General features: G+C 59.6%; 22 protein-coding genes. 16 read left to right on the top strand and 6 right to left on the bottom strand.

Going from position 1 to position 20,404, the window contains the following annotated elements:
- Positions 1–114: 114 nt before the first annotated feature.
- The 6 genes from ACWXTG_RS08845 to ACWXTG_RS08820 all read right to left on the bottom strand — a co-directional run bounded on the left by ACWXTG_RS08845 (position 115) and on the right by ACWXTG_RS08820 (position 7,923).
- Complete coding sequence (locus tag ACWXTG_RS08845) at positions 115–1,419, bottom strand: LLM class flavin-dependent oxidoreductase (RefSeq protein WP_480219639.1); 1,305 nt, start codon at positions 1,417–1,419, stop codon at positions 115–117.
- Between the two features lie 2 nt (positions 1,420–1,421).
- On the bottom strand, positions 1,422–3,710 hold the full coding sequence (locus ACWXTG_RS08840; protein WP_480219638.1) for a TonB-dependent receptor: 2,289 nt from the start codon (positions 3,708–3,710) through the stop codon (positions 1,422–1,424).
- 85 nt (positions 3,711–3,795) lie between these two features.
- Positions 3,796–4,614, bottom strand: a complete 819-nt coding sequence (locus ACWXTG_RS08835; RefSeq protein WP_309566119.1) for a carbohydrate ABC transporter permease — start codon at positions 4,612–4,614, stop codon at positions 3,796–3,798.
- Positions 4,614–5,525 (bottom strand): carbohydrate ABC transporter permease, encoded by a 912-nt coding sequence (locus tag ACWXTG_RS08830; protein WP_480219637.1) that lies wholly within the window; start codon positions 5,523–5,525, stop codon positions 4,614–4,616. Before ACWXTG_RS08830 ends, ACWXTG_RS08835 begins: the two co-directional genes overlap by 1 nt.
- Positions 5,522–6,787, bottom strand: a complete 1,266-nt coding sequence (locus ACWXTG_RS08825; protein WP_480219636.1) for an ABC transporter substrate-binding protein — start codon at positions 6,785–6,787, stop codon at positions 5,522–5,524. The genes ACWXTG_RS08830 and ACWXTG_RS08825 overlap by 4 nt, the downstream gene beginning before the upstream one ends.
- Positions 6,784–7,923 (bottom strand): ABC transporter ATP-binding protein, encoded by a 1,140-nt coding sequence (locus tag ACWXTG_RS08820; RefSeq protein WP_480219635.1) that lies wholly within the window; start codon positions 7,921–7,923, stop codon positions 6,784–6,786. The genes ACWXTG_RS08825 and ACWXTG_RS08820 overlap by 4 nt, the downstream gene beginning before the upstream one ends.
- Positions 7,924–8,130: 207 nt before the next feature.
- Here ACWXTG_RS08820 and ACWXTG_RS08815 point away from each other — a divergent pair, with 207 nt between their 5' ends.
- The 16 genes from ACWXTG_RS08815 (at position 8,131) to rplS (ending at position 20,401) form a co-directional block, all read left to right on the top strand.
- Positions 8,131–9,156, top strand: a complete 1,026-nt coding sequence (locus ACWXTG_RS08815; RefSeq protein WP_480219634.1) for a LacI family DNA-binding transcriptional regulator — start codon at positions 8,131–8,133, stop codon at positions 9,154–9,156.
- 29 nt (positions 9,157–9,185) lie between these two features.
- A complete protein-coding gene (mgrA, locus tag ACWXTG_RS08810) occupies positions 9,186–10,226 on the top strand; it encodes an L-glyceraldehyde 3-phosphate reductase (protein WP_480219633.1) in 1,041 nt (346 codons plus the stop codon).
- Positions 10,227–10,644: 418 nt separating this feature from the next.
- On the top strand, positions 10,645–11,682 hold the full coding sequence (gene ruvB / locus ACWXTG_RS08805) for a Holliday junction branch migration DNA helicase RuvB (RefSeq protein WP_480221223.1): 1,038 nt from the start codon (positions 10,645–10,647) through the stop codon (positions 11,680–11,682).
- Positions 11,679–12,089 carry a tol-pal system-associated acyl-CoA thioesterase gene (ybgC, locus tag ACWXTG_RS08800; protein ID WP_407996051.1) on the top strand — a complete coding sequence of 137 codons (411 nt, stop codon included), beginning with the start codon at positions 11,679–11,681 and terminating at the stop codon, positions 12,087–12,089. The genes ruvB and ybgC overlap by 4 nt, the downstream gene beginning before the upstream one ends.
- A gap of 33 nt (positions 12,090–12,122) precedes the next feature.
- Positions 12,123–12,797 carry a protein TolQ gene (gene tolQ / locus ACWXTG_RS08795; RefSeq protein ID WP_407996050.1) on the top strand — a complete coding sequence of 225 codons (675 nt, stop codon included), beginning with the start codon at positions 12,123–12,125 and terminating at the stop codon, positions 12,795–12,797.
- A 10-nt stretch (positions 12,798–12,807) separates the two neighbouring features.
- Positions 12,808–13,194: a biopolymer transporter ExbD gene (locus ACWXTG_RS08790; RefSeq protein ID WP_480219632.1), complete on the top strand. Its 387-nt coding sequence runs from the start codon at positions 12,808–12,810 to the stop codon at positions 13,192–13,194.
- A 3-nt stretch (positions 13,195–13,197) separates the two neighbouring features.
- A complete protein-coding gene (locus tag ACWXTG_RS08785) occupies positions 13,198–14,034 on the top strand; it encodes an energy transducer TonB (protein WP_480219631.1) in 837 nt (278 codons plus the stop codon).
- 120 nt (positions 14,035–14,154) lie between these two features.
- Complete coding sequence (tolB, locus tag ACWXTG_RS08780) at positions 14,155–15,453, top strand: Tol-Pal system beta propeller repeat protein TolB (RefSeq protein WP_407996048.1); 1,299 nt, start codon at positions 14,155–14,157, stop codon at positions 15,451–15,453.
- Positions 15,454–15,592: 139 nt separating this feature from the next.
- A complete protein-coding gene (gene pal / locus ACWXTG_RS08775) occupies positions 15,593–16,138 on the top strand; it encodes a peptidoglycan-associated lipoprotein Pal (protein ID WP_480219630.1) in 546 nt (181 codons plus the stop codon).
- A 3-nt stretch (positions 16,139–16,141) separates the two neighbouring features.
- On the top strand, positions 16,142–16,960 hold the full coding sequence (locus ACWXTG_RS08770; RefSeq protein ID WP_480219629.1) for a YbgF trimerization domain-containing protein: 819 nt from the start codon (positions 16,142–16,144) through the stop codon (positions 16,958–16,960).
- A gap of 6 nt (positions 16,961–16,966) precedes the next feature.
- Positions 16,967–17,605, top strand: coding sequence for a 7-carboxy-7-deazaguanine synthase QueE (gene queE / locus ACWXTG_RS08765; protein WP_480219628.1), 639 nt, complete (start codon positions 16,967–16,969; stop codon positions 17,603–17,605).
- Positions 17,606–17,649: 44 nt separating this feature from the next.
- On the top strand, positions 17,650–18,339 hold the full coding sequence (queC, locus tag ACWXTG_RS08760; protein ID WP_480219627.1) for a 7-cyano-7-deazaguanine synthase QueC: 690 nt from the start codon (positions 17,650–17,652) through the stop codon (positions 18,337–18,339).
- A 71-nt stretch (positions 18,340–18,410) separates the two neighbouring features.
- On the top strand, positions 18,411–18,659 hold the full coding sequence (rpsP, locus tag ACWXTG_RS08755) for a 30S ribosomal protein S16 (protein WP_309566134.1): 249 nt from the start codon (positions 18,411–18,413) through the stop codon (positions 18,657–18,659).
- A gap of 53 nt (positions 18,660–18,712) precedes the next feature.
- Entirely contained in the window at positions 18,713–19,207 is a 495-nt protein-coding gene (rimM, locus tag ACWXTG_RS08750) for a ribosome maturation factor RimM (protein WP_480221222.1), read from the top strand.
- Positions 19,204–19,998 carry a tRNA (guanosine(37)-N1)-methyltransferase TrmD gene (gene trmD / locus ACWXTG_RS08745; RefSeq protein WP_480219626.1) on the top strand — a complete coding sequence of 265 codons (795 nt, stop codon included), beginning with the start codon at positions 19,204–19,206 and terminating at the stop codon, positions 19,996–19,998. Before rimM ends, trmD begins: the two co-directional genes overlap by 4 nt.
- 13 nt (positions 19,999–20,011) lie before the next feature.
- On the top strand, positions 20,012–20,401 hold the full coding sequence (rplS, locus tag ACWXTG_RS08740) for a 50S ribosomal protein L19 (RefSeq protein ID WP_309566138.1): 390 nt from the start codon (positions 20,012–20,014) through the stop codon (positions 20,399–20,401).
- The last annotated feature ends 3 nt before the right edge of the window (positions 20,402–20,404 follow it).

Below are 20,404 nucleotides of genomic sequence, written 5' to 3'. Positions count from 1 at the left end.
TCGCTGCGCTCGCCCTTGTTGAATGAGTGTGAGGATGGTTCAGGAATAAAAATGCCTGGCGATAGTTGCCAGGCATTCAAGTCGCTCAACGGGGAGCAAACCGTCGATGCGCTATCAGGCTTTGCTGTAACGGTTTACCGATTTTTCCAGACCAAGGTGTTCCCGCAAAGTACGTCCCTGGTATTGCCTACGAAAAATGCCGCGCCGCTGCAGTTCCGGCACCACCAGTTCCGTGAAGTCGCGCAGGCCTCCCGGCAGCCAGGGCGCCATGACGTTGAAGCCGTCAGCGCCTCCTTGCTCGAACCATTCCTGGATATTGTCGGCAACCGTTTCCGGGGTGCCGACGACGGTCAGGTGGCCGCGCCCGCCTGCAATGCGCAGGTAAAGTTGGCGGATGGTCAGGTTCTCTCCCTGGGCGAGTTCGGTGAGCAGTTTCTGCCGGCTTTGCTGGCCGTTGTCGGTCAGTGGCAATGCCGGAAGCGGGCCATCCACAGGGTAGCCGGACAGGTCGAAATTGCCGATCATGCGTCCGAGCAACGCCAGGCCGGATTCGGGGTCCACAAGTTCCTGCAGCTTGTTGAACTTGGCTTCGGCTTCTGCCTGGGTCTTGCCCACGATGCTGAAGATGCCGGGCATGATCTTGAGGCTGTCGGGCTGCCTGCCGTATTTTGCCATACGCCCTTTCAGGTCTTGATAGAAAGCCTGGGCCGAAGCCAGCGTGGGGTGGGCAGTAAACACCACTTCCGCCGTTTCCGCCGCCAGCTCCCTTCCTGTCTCGGAGCCGCCCGCCTGCACGATGACAGGCCTTCCCTGCGGGCTGGGCGGCACATTCAACGGGCCGGCGACATCGAAGTGCGGGCCATGATGATCAAGGGCGTGCAGCTTGCTGCGGTCGAACCAGACGCCTTTCTCTTTGTCGTTGAGGAACGCGTCCTCTTCCCAGCTATCCCAAAGCCCGGTAACCACCTCATAGAACTCCCGTGCCCTGGCATAGCGCTCGGCATGGGAAACATGCTGCGGCAGGCCGAAGTTGGCCGATTCCGATGCATTGTCCGAGGTGACCAGGTTCCAGCCGCTGCGCCCGCGGGAAATCTGGTCGAGGGAGGCGAATTTCCTGGCGATATGGTAGGGCTCGTTATACGTCGTGGTGGCGGTGCCGATCAGGCCGATGCGGCTGGTCACCGCTGCCAGCGCGCTCAGCAATGTCAGCGGTTCCAGTCCTGCGGGGCCTGCCGCGGCGGTTACGGCATCGGCAAAGAACACCGCATCGAAATGCGCTGCCTCCGCCAGAAGTGCCGCTTCCTTGTAGACGGCAAACGGGTCGTCATCCAGCACATTGTCCGGGTAGCGCCATCCTGCGACATGGTGACCATTGCGGATGAGGAACGCGCCCAGGCTGAGTTGACGGGGTTGGCTCATGATTAGAAGTCCTTTCTGACCTGGATGCCGAAATAGCGGGCATCGTCGCGAGGGACGTAGCGCAGCGTATAGGTCGAGTTGGCATTGCTGACTAGGTTGCTCGCATAGGAGCGGTCCAGCAGGTTGCGGCCTACCAGCGCGAAGCGCCATCCGTCCTGGGTGGACAGTGCCACGCTGGCGTTCCAGATGCCGTAGGCTTCCTGGATCGTATCCTTGGTTTGGGTGAGGCTGTATTGCTGCTTGCTTTGCCAGGTATAGTCGGTGCCAATATCGATCACGTAGCCGCCATTCAACGGAATTGCATAGTTGGCACGGGCGACTGATTTGAACTCAGGGGAGAACGGCAGCGGTTTTCCATTCACTGCGCAAGAGGCCGCGGCATTGGCAGGGCAATTGAATTGGTCGATTCTTGCATCGACGTAGGCCAAGGAGCCTGCAAGCGTCAGCCTGGAAGTCGGCTTGGCGGTGGCGTCGAACTCAATGCCGCGGGTAGAGACATCGCCGGCGTTGACCAGCCGCGTCACCACGGTGCCGCTGACGACGTCAAAGAAATTCGCCTGGTAGTTCTTGTACTTGGTGTAGAACGCCGCTACGTTGAAAATCAGGCGATTGTCCAGATAAGCTGATTTGAGACCCAGCTCAAAAGAGCTGGATGTCTCCGGGTCGAGCGGCAACGTGTCGCCATTGGCCTGGTTCATGTTGAAGAATACATTGTAGGCAGGCCCCTTGTATCCACGCGAATACGTGAAGTAGGTGGTGATATCGCTGCTCAGGTCGTACTGCAGTCCCAGGCGCCCGGAATATGCATTCTCCGAAGTGTCTCCTTTGCGTAGCGGCTGGCTGACTTGCACCCCGGGGCCTGTGACAGGAGAGTTGCGGACGTGGTCGAATGACAGTTCGTCGTGCGTCCAGCGCAGGCCGGCAATCCCGCGGAAATCCGAGGTGAAGTTCAGTGTGCTTTCGCCGAACAGGGCCACGCTGTCGCTGTCGATGCTGTAGTCGGCGCGACCGATGAAATTGGTGCCGGCATTGTCTGTGCCGCTACGCTGGTACGTTTCGTCGGTCTTGCCTTTGAGGTAGTAAATACCTGCCACATATTCCAGGAATCGGTCCTTGGGGGAGGCGATGCGGATTTCCTGCGAGAACTGCTTCGAATCTACAGTGCCCCGGTCGCGGGTGGCAGGATAATCTCCGGTAATCCTGAGCGGATCGTAGTTGTTACCGATTTGCGACGTGGACGTGTTTTGCGTGTTGTCCCAGGTCCGGAATGCGGTGATGGACGTCAATGTGTAATCGTTGAAGCGCCAATCGACCTGTGCGGAAACCCCTTGGTTGGTATCGGTGACTTCGCTCTTGCCATCAGTATAAACCCTGCGGTTGCCTTTGCTTACATTGACGGGGCTGATGCCTTGGTTGAATGCGGCGTTGCTGGAGCTGTAAGGCACGCCGCTGGCGCCTGGGACGCTGTTGGTGCCATGCGTGTAGTCGGCGATCAGGGTGATGTCGAGGTCCTCGTTCGGCGTCAGCAGGAACTTGGCGCGGGCGCCTTCGCGCTCATAGCCGTTGAGATTGCCGCCGATCACGTTTTTCACATTGCCGTCGTAGTCGGCCCATAGGCCGTTGATGGAGGCATACAGCAGATCAGGCACCAGCGTGCCGGAGAGCCCGAAGCGGATGCGCTTTTCCCCGCCTTCATAGTAGGAGGTGTCGACATAGGCATGCGGGTCGGCGCTGGGTTCGCGCGTCACCACGTTGATTACGCCGGCTGAGGCGTTCTTGCCGAACAGCGTGCCCTGCGGACCGCGCAAGACCTCGATGCGCTCCACGTCCAGCAGGTCCAGCGTGGCCTGGCCCGGACGGGCATAGACCACGCCGTCGATCACGGTGGAGACGGTAGGCTCGATGCCGGGCGAGGTAGAAATGGTGCCCACGCCGCGGATCAGGATGGAGGAGTCCTTGTTGCCGCCCTGCTGACGGAAGGTCAGGCTGGGTACCTCGTTGGCGATGGTCTGGATGCTGTTGAGGTTGGATTGCTCCAGTTTGCGGCCGTCCAGCACGGATACGGCGACGGGAATGGATTGCAGGCTGGCTTCGCGCCGGGTGGCGGTGACGGTGACCGTGCCGAGCGCAGGCTGCGCCTCCTGATCGGCCGAGGTCTGCTTGCTTTCCGCTGCGGAGGTTTCTTCGGCGGCAAATATTGTCGGGATGCCGCCGGACAGTAATGCGGAAGCGAGCGCCAGGCTGATGCCCCGGCGCCGGAACTGTTGCAATTGAGTGTGGTGTGGTTTCATGCAGATTCCCCTAATGTAGTCGTAAAAATGATGTAGTCAGCCTGATACCCGTTGTCGGGAAACCAGGGGAATGGAAAGACATGCTTCATCCCTTGATGCCTCCTGTGGTGAGCCCGCTGATGACGCGTTCCTGGAACAGGATGATGAGGATGGCGAGCGGCACGATGGCGACCACCAGTGCGGCGGAGATCACCGGCCATGGAAAGGTGAACTCCCCTTGGTAGAGCAGGATGCCGACCGGCAGGGTGCGGCTGCCCGGCGCGGCATTCAGGGCCAGCGCCAGCAGGAACTCGTCCCAGGCATTGACGAAAGCCAGGATGCCGGCCGTGAACACGCCGGGGGCGGACAATGGCAGCACGATGCGGTAGAGCGCCTGCAGCCTGGTGCAACCGTCCAGCATCGCGGCGTTCTCGATGTCCTTGGGCACCTGCTGGAAAAAGCTCGCGAGCACGAGCGTGCATACCGGCAGGCTTTGCACGGCGTAAGGCAGCACCAGTGCGCCGTAGGTGTTGATCAAGCCCAGCCCGCGCATGATCTCGAACAGGGGCACCAGCAATGTCGCCGGCGGGAACATGGCGATCGCGACCAGTACCGTGAGGATCAGGCCGCGGCGGCGCAGGCGCAGCCGGGTGAGCGCGTAGGCGGCCCCGGTGGCCGCGAACAAGGTCAGCAGGGTGGAAAGCAAGGCCACCGCGAAGCTGTTGCCCAGGAACAGCAGCAAGGGCTGGTCGCTGAACGCATGCACGTAATTGCCCAGGGTGGGGTGCTGCGGCCACCAGGTGATCGGGGTTTGCGCCAGCTCGGCATCGCGCTTGAACGAGGTCAGCAATATCCACAGGGCGGGGAAGAAACCGTTTGCCAGCAGCACGGCGGCAGCGATCCAGCGCAAGGGGAGCTTCAGCATTACAGCGCCCCCTTGTAGAGCTTGCGCAGATAGACCGAGCTGACGGCCATGGACAATAGGAACAGCAGCACCGCGAGGGCGGATCCGTAGCCGACATCCATGTATTCGATGGCCGTGGTGTTGATCAGGATGGACAAGGTCTCCGTATAGCGGGCCGGGCCTCCCTGCGTCATCGCATAGGGAATGTCGAAGGACTGCAGCGCGCTGATAGTGCGGAAGATCAGTGCGACCATCATGGCCGGCATCAGCAGCGGCAGGGTGACGTGACGGAACGACTGCCAACGGCTGGCGCCTTCCATCGCCGCGGCTTCGTACAGGCTGCGCGGGATGGTCTGCAGGCCTGCGAGCAGGATCAGCGCGACGAAGGAAGAGGTTTTCCAGATGGTGGCGACGCAGATCGCAAGAAAGCCCCATTGCGGTATCAGCAGGAAGGAGACCGGGGCAATGCCTGCACGTCGCAACAGGTCGTTGACTACGCCGTATTCCGTATTGAAGAACCACGCGAAAATCATGCCGGAAAATGCAAGCGGCAAGGCCCAAGGCAGCAGCAATGCCAGGCGCACGGGCCAGCGCCATTTCCATTCGCGGTTGGCGAGCAATGCCAGCCCGAGCCCGACGAGCAGCGCGCCGGGGACAGTGACCACGCACAAGGCAATCGTAAAGCGCACGGCGCGCCAGACATCCGGGTCGCGCAAAGCGTCGACATAGTTGGCAACGCCCACGAAAACCGGGCCGCTCTCGCTGAACAGGCTGATGGAATAGAGGCTGTCGTGGATGACTTTCGCTACCGGGTAGACCACGATCAGGGCGAGCAGTAGCGCCGCAGGCAGCAACAGCCAGAATGCTAGCGATGACTCACTGACGTCTCTAGGTTGGTCTCGCCGCTGGTTGAAAAATGCGTGCAGGCTCAACGCAATATCCTTTCCAGGCGGCGGCTGATGTCTTCCAGACCTTCCTCGGCCGTCAATGATCCGGCCAATACGGCCGAGGTCGAGATGCGCAGTACGTCCGACACCTGCGCATAGCGCGCGGTCAGCGGACGGGACTTGGCTCCCAGCAAGGCAGGTTTGGCATCCTTGAGCCATGGGATCACGGCCTGGACCTCCGCATCGTCGTAAAGCGAAAGGTATGGCGGCAGCAATGCGCCTTGCAAGGTAATAAAGCGCACGCTTTCAGGCGAGGCCAGGAAGCGCAGGAAATCCGCCGTTTGCGCCTTGTGGCGCGAATAGTTGGAGAGCGCCCACTGCCATCCCCCCAGGCAAGTAGCATGCTTGCCGCCTTGCACCGCCGGCATGCGGATGACGCCGACCTTGCCCTTGACGTGCGAGTCCGCGTCGTTCTGGAACACACCCCAGGCAAAGCCCCAGTTGACGGCGAAGATCGCATTGCCGGCCTTGAACGTGTTCACGGTGTCGCCGGTCTTGACCTCGGCCACATGACGGCGGATCACGTTCTTGTCGATCAGGCCTTGCCATAATCGCAGGCTGCGCAATGCTGCGGGTTTGTCCAATGCCAGCTTGCTGTTGCTGTCGAGAATGTCCTTGCCCTGGCTCCAGTAAGGCAGCAGGAAGCTGCATACCGTGCCTTCGATCGGTGCTCCCTGGATGGAAAGCCCTTGCAGCGCAGGATTGTTCTCCTGCTTCAGGATGGCCTGCGCGGCTTTTTCCAATTCCTGCCAAGTTTGCGGCGGCGCAATGCCGTGTTGCGCCAGCAGGTCCTTGCGGTAGTACATGAACATGGCATCTGTCACTGCGGGCAGGGTGTAGAGCCTGCCCTTGATCAGGTTGGTCTGGCGGTAGATGGGCAAGCCGTCAGCGAGCAGCGTTTGCTTTTCCTCGCCGAAATACGGGTCTAGCGGCGCGATCCAGCCAGCGGTGGCGAATTGGTAGGGATTGACGATATCCAGCATCAAGGCGTCAAAGCTGGGGTCGTGCGCATTGAGCAGGACGGAAAGGTATTTGCGCTGCAGCTCCGAGGTGGCCGCGCCGCTGCCGATTTCGATGCGGATGCCAGGATGGCTGGCTTCATAGCGGTCGGCAAGCGTACGGAACAGGTCGGGGCGTTGCGCCGCGCCGCCGATGAAGACGCGCAGCACCGTTTCCGCCTTCGCAGAGGCGGCAACGGCTACCAGCAGGATGAAGGCAATGAGCCGAAGTGCGCGCGGGAAGCTCATGCCGCTGGTTCCGCGTTGCCGGCTTGGCGAGTGGCAATGCGCGTGCCTTGCTCGCCGTCGAACCAGTGCAGGTTGGCATGCGCTACGTGGATTTGCAGTTGCTGTCCGGGGGGTACCGTCTGGTGGCCGGGCAGGCGTGCCTGCACCGAGTATTGCCCGAGGTTCGCAGTCAATTGTTCCAGCCGCAGCGTGGCAATGGTCTCCGCGCCCAGGGGCTCGATCAATTCGACTATGGCGTTGAGGCGCAGCGATGCCTGGCCGTTGAGGGAAGCGGCGTCAATATGGAAGTGCTCAGGGCGGATGCCCAGGGTGATCTGCTGTTCCGGCTCGATCTCCAGATGGTTGACGGGCACCGACTGCCCGGCAATAAAGGCGGATCGATAATCGGCAGACCATTGCAGCGGCAGGTCGAGCAGGTTCATTGGCGGGGAGCCCATGAAACCGGCCACGAAGGTGGTGGCGGGCGACTGGTAGATTTCTGCCGGCGTACCTAATTGCTCGATACGGCCGTGATTGATCACCGCGATGCGGTCGGCCAGCGTCATGGCTTCCACCTGGTCATGTGTGACGTAGATCATGGTCTTGCCGATGCGCTGGTGCAGGCGCTTGATCTCCATGCGCATTTCCGTGCGCAGTTTGGCGTCCAAGTTGGACAGCGGCTCGTCGAACAGGAACAGCTGGGCGTCGCGCACGAGCGCGCGACCGATCGCCACGCGTTGGCGCTGCCCGCCCGAAAGCGCGGCGGGCTTTCGCTGCAACAAGGGAGTCAGCTGCAAAAGATCCGCTGCGGCGTGTACTTTCTGCTGGATTTCCTGCTTGGGCGTGCCGCGGATGATGAGGCCAAACGCCAGGTTGTCGTAAACCGTCTTGTGCGGATAGAGCGCATAGTCCTGGAACACCAGCGCCATGTTGCGTTCGCGCGGCGGCAGGCGGTTGATGCTGCGGCCATCCAGGATCACTTGCCCTTCGTCGGCTTCTTCCAGGCCTGCCAGGATGCGCAGCAATGTCGACTTGCCGCAACCGGAAGGGCCGACCAGCACAATGAATTCCCCTGAGGCGATGTCCAGGTCGATCTCCTGGAGGATGCGCGTATGGGCGAACTGCTTGCCCAGGCGTTGCAGGCTAAGCTTTGCCATGGGTACTTGCCTGCATGAAAGCCGACTTCGATATATTCAGGCGAGACTTTTCCTGAATAAAATACAAATGTTTTGAAAATTTTGAAAACACTGATAATCTCAATGATGTTACCGGTAACATTCGAATGTTCGGGCAAGTGTTTGTATGTTGTCAAAGAATTAAAATGAAAATCAATATTTATAAAAGTTATATGTGGGTGGTTGCCGATGTCGGGTAAGCGCAAGGGACTGGGCAGGGCCACCGTGCATGACGTGGCGAAGCTGGCTGGCGTTTCATCGATTACCGTGTCGCGGTATTTCAAGCAGCCGGAACTCGTGTCCGAAGTGTTGCGGGGCCGCATCGCCAAGGCGGTGGCGGCGTTGGACTACCTGCCCAACCATGCTGCGGGCGGCCTGGCCTCGACCCGGGGCCGCATTGTGGCCATGGTGATTCCCAATATCTCGGGCCCCATCTTTGCCAACACCATCCAGAGCTTCAGCGATGAGCTGAACCGACATGGATACCAGCTGTTGCTGGCGTCGAGCTATTTCTCCATGGAAAAGGAGGAAAGCGCGGTGCGCGCCTTCCTCGGCTGGTCGCCGGCGGCGCTGGTGCTGACCAGCCAGTATCATTCCGAGGGAACCGAGAGGCTGATCGCCAAGGCCGCCATGCCGGTGGTGGAAACCTGGGACTACGTGCCGGAACGCAAGCCGGTGCAGGTGGGGTTTTCGCATGTGGAGGTTGGCCGGCAATCGGTGGAGTACCTGCATGACAAGGGATACAAGCGCATTGCCTATGTGCAGAACAGCCTGATAGGCGACTTGAGCGCGCTTGACCGCCGTGATGGCTATATTGCGCGCATGAACGAATACGGCCTGGAGCCCTGGGTGTTCGTCCCCACCCAGGCCGATCCGTTCGAGGCGGGCCGGCAGGCGGTCAATTCCCTGCTATTGCGCCAGCAGCCTGCCGAAGCCATTGTGTTTGCCAACGACAACCTGGCTGCGGGCGGCATGTTGGCTGGCCTGCGGGCCGGCAAGCGCTTTCCCGAGGATTGCGCCATTTTCGGCTTCGGCAATTACGCTTTTTCCGAAATGCTGCTGCCCAGTCTGACCACCATACGCCCTCCCGCGAGGGAGATCGGCGAGGTTGCCGCCTTGCGCGTATTGCAGGCATTGGGAGAAACGCCGGCGGATGGCCCGGTGCAGCACCTCAACCTGCTGGACTGTGAATTGATTGCGCGCGAGAGCGCTTAACAATGCGTTGTGAATTGAAGGAGCAGTGAATGACTTACCAGGCCGATGAACATCGTTATGAGCAGATGCAGTACCGCCGTTGCGGCAACAGCGGGCTCAAGCTGCCGTTGCTGTCGCTGGGCTTGTGGCACAACTTCGGCGATAACACCAATATCGCCGTGCAGCGCGACATGCTGCGCACCTCGTTCGACCTCGGCATTACCCATTTCGACCTCGCCAATAACTACGGCCCGCCGTACGGCAGTGCGGAAGCCAATTTCGGCCAGTTGCTCCGGCAGGATTTCCGCCCTTACCGCGACGAGCTGATCATTTCCACCAAGGCGGGATGGGATATGTGGCCGGGTCCCTACGGGCAGGGCGGCGGTTCGCGCAAATACCTGCTTGCGAGCCTGGACCAGAGCCTGCAGCGCATGGGGCTGGACTATGTGGATATCTTCTATTCGCACCGCTTCGATGCGGAAACGCCGCTGGATGAGACCATGGGCGCCCTCGCCAGCGCCGTGCAGCAGGGCAAGGCCCTCTATGTCGGCATTTCCTCCTACTCTCCCGCCAAGACGCTGGAAGCTTCCAGGCTGTTGCGGGAATGGAAGATCCCCTGCCTGATCCACCAGCCTTCCTACAACCTGCTCAACCGCTGGATAGAACGCGGCCTGCTCGACACCTTGCAGCAGGAGGGCATGGGTTGCATCACCTTTACCGCGCTGGCCCAGGGGCTGCTCTCGGACAAATACCTCAACGGCATTCCGCAGGAGGCGCGCATCAACCGCCCGGGCGGCAATTCCATCCCTCCTAGCCACTTGAGCGAGGAAAACCTCAAGCGCATTCATGGCCTCAACCGGATTGCATTGCAGCGCGGGCAAACGCTCGCGCAAATGGCGCTGGCCTGGGTGCTGCGCGACGAGCGCGTGACCTCCACCTTGATCGGGGCGAGCAACAGCCAGCAGATCCGCGAGAATGTCGCCGCCTTGCAGAACCTTGCCTTCGCGCCGGAAGAGCTGGCTGCGATAGACATCCTCGCCCAGGAGGGAGGCATCGACCTCTGGGCAGGTTCGTCCAGCGACTGGAAATAGCTGGTCTAGAGCCTGTTCACGATATTTTCATCGGGTACGCAAGGTTCCAACACGCGTCCGGTCAAGGCGCAGTTCGCAGGTGATGCTGATTGCCTAGCCAATGACTGCAACGCAGAACGGGCGCGTGTTGGAGCCTTGCCCATAGGGTTGTCGCGGCAGCGCAGCGGCCGGGACGTTGCAATTCCTCGGGTAATACCCCGGTGAAATCCACACGCTGAATGGTTTGCACCTTGCATCACTTGCCCTGCCGGGACAACGTACTTGATGAAAATATCGTGAACAGGCTCTTGGTAAGTCGCGGAAGGTTTTTACGTTTTTTGACTTGCAAGGTAGAGAACAATCGCAGGCTTTTCTGTATCATGCGCATATGCCGCTGCGCGCAGAAGCTGCGCAGCGTAGCCAAGCAGAATCCGACCTGATGATAGAAACCGACCGTTTAATCGCCCCATCCACCCAAGGCACGCAGGAAGAAGCGCTGGAGCGTGCCCTGCGTCCCAAGGTATTGGATGAATACGTAGGCCAGGAAAAGGCGCGCGGCCAGCTGGAAATCTTCATCAACGCCGCGCGCGGCCGTGCCGAGGCGCTGGACCACGTGTTGCTGTTCGGCCCGCCCGGCCTGGGCAAGACCACGCTGGCGCACATCATCGCCAAGGAGATGGGCGTCAACCTGCGCCAGACCTCGGGCCCGGTGCTGGAGCGCGCGGGCGACCTTGCGGCGCTGCTCACCAATCTCGAACCCAACGATGTCTTGTTCATCGACGAAATCCACCGGCTTTCCCCGGTCGTGGAGGAAATACTCTATCCGGCCATGGAGGATTACCGGCTCGACATCATGATCGGCGAAGGGCCTGCCGCGCGTTCGGTGCGCCTCGACCTGCCGCCTTTCACCCTGGTGGGGGCGACCACCAGGGCCGGCATGCTGACCAACCCTTTGCGCGACCGTTTCGGTATCGTTTCGCGCCTGGAGTTCTACACTGCAGACGAGCTGGCCCGCATCGTCCATCGTTCCGCCGGATTGCTGGAGGTTTCCATGCAGCAGGAAGGCGCACTGGAAATCGCTCGCCGCTCGCGCGGCACGCCGCGTATCGCCAACCGCCTGTTGCGCCGGGTGCGCGACTATGCCCAGGTGAAGTCCGACGGCGTCGTGAGTGCCGATATTGCCGATGCCGCTTTGAAAATGCTCGACGTGGACAAGCTCGGCTTCGATGTCATGGACCGTAAGCTTTTGCTCGCCGTGCTGGAGAAATTCGACGGCGGCCCGGTCGGACTGGATAATCTTGCCGCGGCAATCGGCGAGGAACGCGACACCATCGAGGACGTGCTCGAGCCGTACCTGATCCAGCAAGGCTACCTCATGCGCACCCCGCGCGGCCGCATCGCCACGCAGCAGGCTTACCAGCATTTCGGGCTCGCCACGCCCGGCAAGATCGGCACGGGAGAACTCTGGCAGCAATGAGTGCAAGTACGGAGTTCCGCTGGCCAGTAAGGGTTTACTACGAAGATACCGATAGCGGCGGCGTGGTCTATCACGCCAATTACCTCAAGTTCATGGAGCGTGCGCGCACCGAGTTCCTGCGCAGCCTGGGTTTCGGCCAGGCGGAACTAAGGGATGATCTCGGGGTCTTGTTCGTGGTGCGCAGCCTTGCGCTACAATACCGCCGTCCCGCACGCTTTGATGACGCGTTGGAAGTGGTGACGCGGCTCGAGGAGCTTGGGCGCAGCCTCATGAAATTCGAGCAGAAGATATACCGCGGCGAGCAATTGCTGACAGAGGCCACCGTGGATATCGTCTGCATCGATGCGGAACAGTTCAGGCCGGCCATCATCCCGCCTGCCGTGCGAAACCTGGTCAACCCTATATGATCAACCTTATGTGATCAACCCAATGGAGCTTGAATGAATCCTACTGAAGACATGTCGTTTATATCGCTGATCAGCGGCGCCAGCGTGCCGGTGCAGATCGTGATGGCATTGCTGCTGCTCACATCGCTGATCTCCTGGTGGTATATCTTCATCAAATTTTTCTCCATCCGCAGCGCAGACAACGAAGCCGAGGAGTTTGAGCGCGTATTCTGGAAGGGCGGCGACCTCAACCAGCTTTATGAAAGCGTGACGTCGGGGCGCCGCAACACGCAAGGCCTTGCCAGCATTTTCGAGGCCGGCTTCAAGGAGTATGCGCGCCTCAAGCGCCAACCCACCCTGGACGTCGGTGACGTGACCGAAGGCGCGCGCCGCGCCATGCGCGCCGCCTACAATCGCGAGATGGACGAGCTGGATTCCCACCTGCCTTTCCTGGCCTCGGTCGGCTCGGTGAGCCCTTACATCGGCTTGTTCGGTACCGTGTGGGGCATCATGAACGCATTCCGCGGCCTGGCCAACATGGCCCAGGCCACCCTTTCCCACGTCGCGCCCGGGATTGCCGAAGCGTTGGTCGCTACCGCGATCGGCCTGTTTGCCGCGATTCCCGCCGTGATTGCCTACAACCGCTTTACCGCCTCGGTCGACAGGCTGGCCGTGCGTTACGAAAGCTTTATCGAAGAATTCACCAATATCCTGCAACGCAAAGCATAAGGAGGCCGTGATGAGCCGTCGCAAATCCCGCCGCCTGATGAACCAGATCAACGTCGTGCCCTACATCGACGTTACGCTGGTGCTGCTGGTGATCTTCATGGTCACGGCGCCTATGACCAACCCCGGCATCGTCGAACTGCCACAGGTCGGGCAGACGCTCAAGCAGGCGGCCGCGCCTATCGTCATCACCGTCAAGGCGGATGGCCGCGCCGAAATCGAAAGCAAGGTCATGGAACGCGACCAGTTGCTGTTCGAGGTCAAGTCCCAGGTCGAGAAGGCGCCGGACCGCGCCATCGTGATCGCCGCCGACAAGAACGTGCAATACGACAAGGTGGTGACGCTGATGGACAGCCTCAAGCAGTACAAGGTCGGTCTTTTGCTTAAACCAGCCAATTGATGCATGAGAAAACGTCGAGCCAATCCTTATAAAGCGCGTGCCGCAGCACTTTCGCTGTTTGTGCATTTGCTGTTGCTGGCGCTACTGCTGGTGTCGTTCGAGTGGAAGACGCAGCAGCCGGTGATGGTGGCCCAGGTCGAGCTATGGGAAAACCTGCCCGCCGACAAGCCGGTGGCGAAACCGCCGCAGCCGCAACCTGTCCCCGAGCCGCCAAAACCCGAGCCTAAGCCGGAACCGCAGCCCGAACCCAAGCCTGAGCCAAAACCGGAACCCGCGCCTGAGCCGGAACCGCAGGCAGACATTCAGGTGAAGAAGGAGCCGGAAAAGCCCAAGCCGCCGAAACCGGAAAAAAAGCCCGAGCCGAAGAAGCCCGAAAAGAAACCTGAACCCAAGAAGCCCGAGCCGAAAAAACCGGAGCCCAAGAAAGAGGACAAGGTCAAGCTGGATGAATTGAAGAAGCTGCAGCAGGAACTGTTGGAAGAAAGCTCGCAGCCCGCGCCGGCGCAAAAACAAGGGCCGACACAATCGGGCGCCAATGTGGCCAACCAGGGCGAAATCGACAAGTACCTGAGCCAAATCCGCGACAAGATCAGGCGCAACGTGAATCGCCAGCTATGCGGTACAGGCAAGCCGGAGCTTGAGGTCGGTATCAGCCTGATGCCCACTGGCGAGGTGATAGGCATGCCGCGCATATTGAAGAGCAGCGGCCTGCCTGCGTGCGATGAAGCGATCGAAAGGGCGATCTTGCAGGCGCAGCCTTTGCCGGTGCCGGCGCAACCCGACCTGTTTTCGCGCTTCCGCGACCTCAGGCTCAAGTTCCGCCCCAACGAAGATTACTAGCAGCTGATTATCGGTTTGATCGGTAGGCAACAAGCCCCATAGCAAGTCTGTGGGCGAATTTGGTAGAATGTCCGCTGATCGATCGGGGAACTTTGCATTATTTTACTGCCCTAAACCCACATGAATAAATTACGCTTATTTCTCAGCCTCTTAGTTTCCTTCCTGCCATTCGGTGTGACGTCCGGTGCGCATGCCGCGCTGACCGTCGAAATTGTCGGTGGCGCCGCCCAGCAAATCCCGATTGCGGTCGTGCCCTTCGCCCAGCAGGGAACGATCCCCGGCCAGCAAGACACGATAGCCAACGTGATCAGCGCCGATTTGCGCCGCAGCGGCCTGTTCCGCGTGCTGGAAACCCGCGGCGTTGCCAACCAGCCTAGTGAACTCAGCCAGGTCAATTACCAGGACTGGGCCTCGATCCAGGCGCAGGCTTTGACCATAGGCAATATCGAGACGTTGCCCGGCAACCGCCTTAAAGTGTCTTTCCGCTTGCTGGACGTATACAAGCAGAACCAGCTGGTGGGCATGGAATACAACATCACCCCGGCCCAGTTGCGCCTGACCGCGCATAAGATCGCCGACGTGATCTACCAGAAGCTGACGGGCGAGCAGGGCGTCTTCGCTACCCGCATCGCCTATGTCAGCAAGTCTGGCGGCCGCTATGCATTGCAAGTGGCGGATTCCGACGGGTATAACCCGCAGACCGTCGTCTCTTCCGCAGAGCCGATCATTTCGCCGGTCTGGTCTCCTGACGGCACCAAGCTGGCGTATGTATCGTTCGAAAAGAAGAAGCCCATCGTCTATGTGCAATCCTTGGTATCCGGCCAGCGCACCGTATTGGCGAATTTCAAGGGCAACAACAGTGCGCCTTCATGGTCGCCCGACGGCAAGCGGCTGGCGATCGTGCTGACGCATGCGGCCAATTCCCAGATATACTCCATCAATGCCGATGGCACCGGTTTGCAGCAGTTGACGCGAACCACCGCGATCGATACCGAGCCGACATGGTCGCCGGATGGCCGCTATATCTATTTCACCTCCGATCGCGGCGGCAGCCCGCAAATCTACCGCATGGCCTCCAGCGGCGGCGATGCCAGCCGCATGACGTTCGAGGGCGGTTACGTGGTGAGTCCGCGCCTGTCGGCAGATGGCAAGTCTCTTGCTTACATCCGCCGTGACGGAGGCCAGTTCAAGGTCGCCCTGCAGGATTTGCAGAGCGGACAAGTGCAAGTATTGAGCGACGGGCCCAAGGATGAATCGCCCAGCTTTGCGCCGAATGGCCGCATGTTGCTGCACGCCACCCGTATCGGCGGTCGCGGCGCGTTGGCGGTCGTATCTGCCGATGGCCGGGTCAAGCAGCGCCTGAGCGAGAGCGGCGGCGATGTGCGCGAGCCCGCCTGGGGCCCGATCATCAGCCAGTAGGGAATTGAAATAACAAGCAAGTTATTGTAAAAACGGCCGTTATGCTTACTTGGCGCCGGGTGTTTTTGTAACAACAGGCAAGTTTGTAGTGTGGTAACAGTTGATGGTGTGTCTTACATAATTTAAAGGAGAGAACAAAGTGAACAAGAATATCGTGATCAGTGTATTGCTTGCAGCCATGTTGGCAGCTTGCTCGAGCAAGGCAGTGAAAGAAACTCCACAGGCGGCCGTCGAGGATAAGAGTCCAGTCGCCACTCAAAGCAGCAGTAGCAGCACTAGTGATTCTGCGACGAGTGGCGTATCTGACTCCTCTTTGGCAAGCAACCCGCTGAAGGACCCTAACAACATCCTGTCCAAGCGCAACGTGTACTTCGATTTCGACAGCGATGCGATCAAGGCAGAGTTCCGTCCATTGATCGAGGCGCATGCGCAATACCTGAGCTCGCACGGTGATGCCAAGGTGTTCCTGCAAGGCAACACCGATGATCGCGGCACGCGCGAATACAACTTGTCCCTGGGTCAGCGCCGTGCCGTTGCCGTCAAGAAGGTGTTGAACCTGCTTGGCGTGCAAGACGCACAGATCGAGACAGTAAGCTTCGGCAAGGAAAAGGCGAATGCCGGTTGCGCGGATGAAACTTGCTGGCAGCAAGACCGCCGTGTAGAGCTTCTGTACCAAGGCGAGTAATTCATGATGCAGCGTTTACTGGTTCTGGTTGTAGTCGGTTTTCTCTCGCTGCCTCACTTGGTGCAGGCTGCGCTTTTCGGCGATGATGAGGCAAGAAAAAAGATCGCTGACCTGCAGCAGCAGGTTCAAGCCCAGAACCAGGAAACGCAAGCCGCGTTAGCGGAGTTGAAAAAGAGCCAGCAGGCCCTGGAAACCAAAAGCCAGGGCATGTTGGACCTGATGGGCCAGATAGACAGGCTCAATCAGGAAATCAGCCGCCTCAAGGGCGAGCTCGAAGTCGTCAACCACAATGTTGAAAATACACAGCAGCGTCAGCGCGATTTGTACGCTGACACTGACGGCCGCTTGCGCAAGCTGGAAGAAGGCGGCGTCCCTGCCACCGCTCAGAACGGCGGTGACGAGGGCAACGCACAAGCCGCTGCCAATGGCGATAGCCCCGAAGCGCGCGACCTGGAGGCAGCCAAGGCTTTCGCAGCCTCGGGCAAGTTCAAGGAAGCCTTCGACGCTTATGGCAAGTTCCTGCAAAGCTACCCAGGCTCCCCTTTGACTCCCGACGCATTGCTCGGCTTGGGCAGCGCGCAGTTCTCGCTGAAGAACTACAAGGCCTCCATCAATACCCAGCAAAAGCTGATTTCCCAGCATGCGAACAGCGACAAGGTGCCGGATGCGATGTTCAGCATTGCCAATAGCCAAATCCAGCTCTCGGACGTGGAAGGCGCCAAGAAGACACTGCGTGGATTGCTGGAGAAATTCCCCAACCACGAGCTGGCCCCGAGCGCCAAGCGCCGCCTCAACGTGCTGGACTCGATCAAGTCCAGATAGTTTTCCGTGTTGCGCATCCATGAGATATTCCACTCCCTGCAAGGGGAGTCGTCGCGCGTAGGCCTGCCTACCGTTTTCGTGCGCCTGACGGGCTGCCCGATGCGCTGCGTCTATTGCGATACCGAGTATGCGTTCAAGGGCGGCAGCAATATGACGCTGGACGAGATCGTGGCACAGGTCGGCAGTTATGGCGCCAAGTATGTCTGCGTCACAGGCGGCGAGCCGCTCGCGCAAAAGAAGGAGTGTCTCAAGCTGCTCGAGCGCTTGTGCGACGACGGCTACGAGGTTTCGCTAGAGACTGGCGGCGCCATTGCCACCGATGGCGTGGATGAACGCGTCGCCGTGATTCTGGATATCAAGACGCCCGGTTCGGGTGAGCTGGCCAAGAACAAATGGGAAAACCTGCAGCGGCTCAAGCCGAATGACGAGATCAAGTTCGTGCTCTGCAGCCGCGAGGATTATGACTGGGCCAAGCAGTTGCTCGCAGAGCACGCCCTCAATGAAAAATGCCAGGTGATCTTCTCGCCTGTGTTCAGCCAGGTCATGCCTACCGATCTGGCAGACTGGGTGCTTGCCGACAAGTTGCCTGTGCGCATGCAGGTGCAGCTGCACAAGATCCTCTGGGGCGAGACGCCCGGCAAATAGGCATTCATGGCCGCATCCATCTGCTGTCATCAAGGAATCAATATATGAGCAAGAGAGCCGTAGTGCTGTTGTCGGGCGGTCTGGATTCCGCCACGGTGCTCGCTATTGCACGCAGCCAGGGCTATGAGGCCTATTGCCTGAGCCTGGACTACCAGCAGCGGCATCGCGCGGAGCTGGATGCCGCCGACCGCGTCACCGAGGCGCTGGGCGCTGCCTTGCACCGCACCGTGAAGCTGGATTTGTCGGTATTCGGCGGTTCTGCGCTCACCGATGCCTCGATTGCCGTGCCTGAAGCGCCGAGCGAAGGCATTCCCGTGACCTATGTGCCCGCACGCAATACCATCATGCTGTCCTTGGCGCTGGCATGGGCTGAAGTGCTGGACGCGCGCGATATCTTTATCGGCGTGAACGCCCTGGATTATTCCGGTTATCCCGACTGTCGCGGCGAATATGTCCACGCCTTCCAGGCCATGGCCAACCTCGCGACCAAGAGCGCAGTCGAGGGGCGGACGATCACCATCCACGCCCCCTTGATCGATATGACCAAGGCCGAGATCGTCACTCAGGGCGCCGCGCTCGGCGTCGACTACAGCTTGACCGTTTCCTGCTATCAGGCGGATGCCGAAGGCAGGGCCTGCGGCGTATGCGATTCCTGCCGGTTGCGGCGCCAGGGCTTTGTCGCAGCGGGCCTGGCCGATCCCACCCGGTATGCGCCGACAGCAAATACTGCATGATTGACTTGCCAAGACTATAAAAAATAACGTAAAATCCGCGCCTTTCAGTCTAATCCAAAGAGAACAAGATTATGGTGATTATTCGTCTCGCCCGCGGTGGCGCGAAGAAAGCTCCTTTTTACAGCGTCGTTGTCGCTGATTCCCGTAACCGTCGTGATGGCCGTTTCATCGAGCGCGTTGGTTTCTACAACCCGCTCGCGAAGGAAGGTCAAGAAGGCCTGCGCCTGAACAGCGAGCGTATCGCTCACTGGCGTAGCAACGGTGCTCAGTTGTCTGACAGCGTCGCTCGCTTGGTTAAGCAAGCTCAAAAGTCTGCTTAATTGAAGGGCCGCTGTGAAAGCGGTTGCTGCAAGTTGTGAGTGAATTAGTCATTATGGGGCGCATCGTCGCCCCTTATGGCGTTTATGGTTGGGTGAAAGTCCAGCCGGATACCGAGTACATCGACAGCCTGTTTGATTATGACCGCTGGATGCTGGGGCGCGGCGATCCGAAGCACCCCGAGCAGTGGCGGCCGCATGAGGTCGAAAAGGCAAAAGTGCATAACGACCTGCTGCTGGTCAAGCTGGAAGGCGTAGACGACCGCGACCAGGCGTTCGCCTGCAAGGGCATGCATGTCGCGGTGCGACGGGACGAATTGCCTGAGCCCGAAGAGGACGAGTATTACTGGTCCGACCTGATCGGCCTGCAAGTACGCAACCAGCAAGGCATAGACTTCGGCCAGGTGGCGGATGTATTTGCCACGGGAGCCAACGATGTGCTGGTGGTGAAAGGCGACCGTGAGCGTTTGTTGCCCTTTATCGGCCAGGTCGTGCTTGAAGTGGATATCGACGCCAAGACTATCTTGGTGGATTGGGATGCGGAATTTTGAGCGAGGTCGGCCATACGCAGGAAAGGCGCGCCACGCAGTTTGACGTGGTCACCCTGTTTCCGGAAATGTTCGATGCCTTGACTAGGTTCGGCATCAGCTCCCGGGCCCAGGAACGCGGTATTTATGAACTGGCATTGTGGAACCCTAGGGATTTCACAACGGACAATTACCGCACCATAGACGATAGGCCATACGGCGGCGGTCCAGGCATGGTGATGCTGGCCGAGCCGTTGGAGAAGGCGATTGCGGCGGCGAAAATCCGCCAGCAGTCGCGCGGTGTGGAGAATCCCAAAGTGATTCACCTCTCGCCGCAGGGCGTACCGCTCAAGCATGAGCACGTGATGCAGTTGAAGGATGCGCCGGGCTTGATATTGCTGGCGAGCCGCTATGAAGGTGTGGATGAGCGTTTGCTGTCCACGCTGGTGGATGAAGAATATTCGATCGGCGACTATGTGTTGTCTGGCGGTGAAATTCCCGCCATGGCGATATTGGACGCGATCATCAGGCAGTTGCCCGGTAGCCTGGGCGACGCCGGTTCGGCAGAGGAAGATTCCTTTGCCGATGGTTTGCTGGATTGTCCGCATTACACCCGTCCAGAGGAGTATGCGGGGCAGAAGGTGCCGGAAGTGCTGTTGTCCGGCAACCATGCCAAGATCAAGCGCTGGCGGTTGAAGCAATCGCTGGCGCGAACCCGGGCAAGACGTCCGGATTTATTGGCCGCAAGGCCGTTGACGAAAGAGGAATCTCGGCTGCTCATTGAAATAGAGCAGGAACAAGATTCCCATAACTAAAAGGAAGCAAGAAATGGCTGATATCATCAAGCAACTGGAACAGGAAGAAATTGCCCGCCTTGGCAAGACCATTCCCTCTTTCGCGCCAGGCGACACCGTTGTCGTTGGTGTTAACGTGGTTGAAGGTACACGTAAGCGTGTACAGGCATACGAAGGCGTCGTGATCGCAATCCGCAACCGCGGCCTGAATTCTTCCTTCATCGTGCGCAAGATCTCCTCCGGCGAAGGCGTGGAACGTACTTTCCAAACCTACTCCCCGCTGATCGCCAGCATCGAAGTCAAGCGCCGTGGCGACGTACGCCGCAGCAAGCTGTACTACTTGCGCGAGCGCTCCGGCAAGTCCGCACGTATCAAGGAAAAGCTGCAATTGCGCGCTCCCAAGGAAACAACCAGCGCAGAATAAGCG

The sequence above is a fragment of the Methylobacillus sp. DLP286 genome, from assembly GCF_056636515.1.
This window is presented reverse-complemented; position numbering and strand designations above follow the sequence as displayed.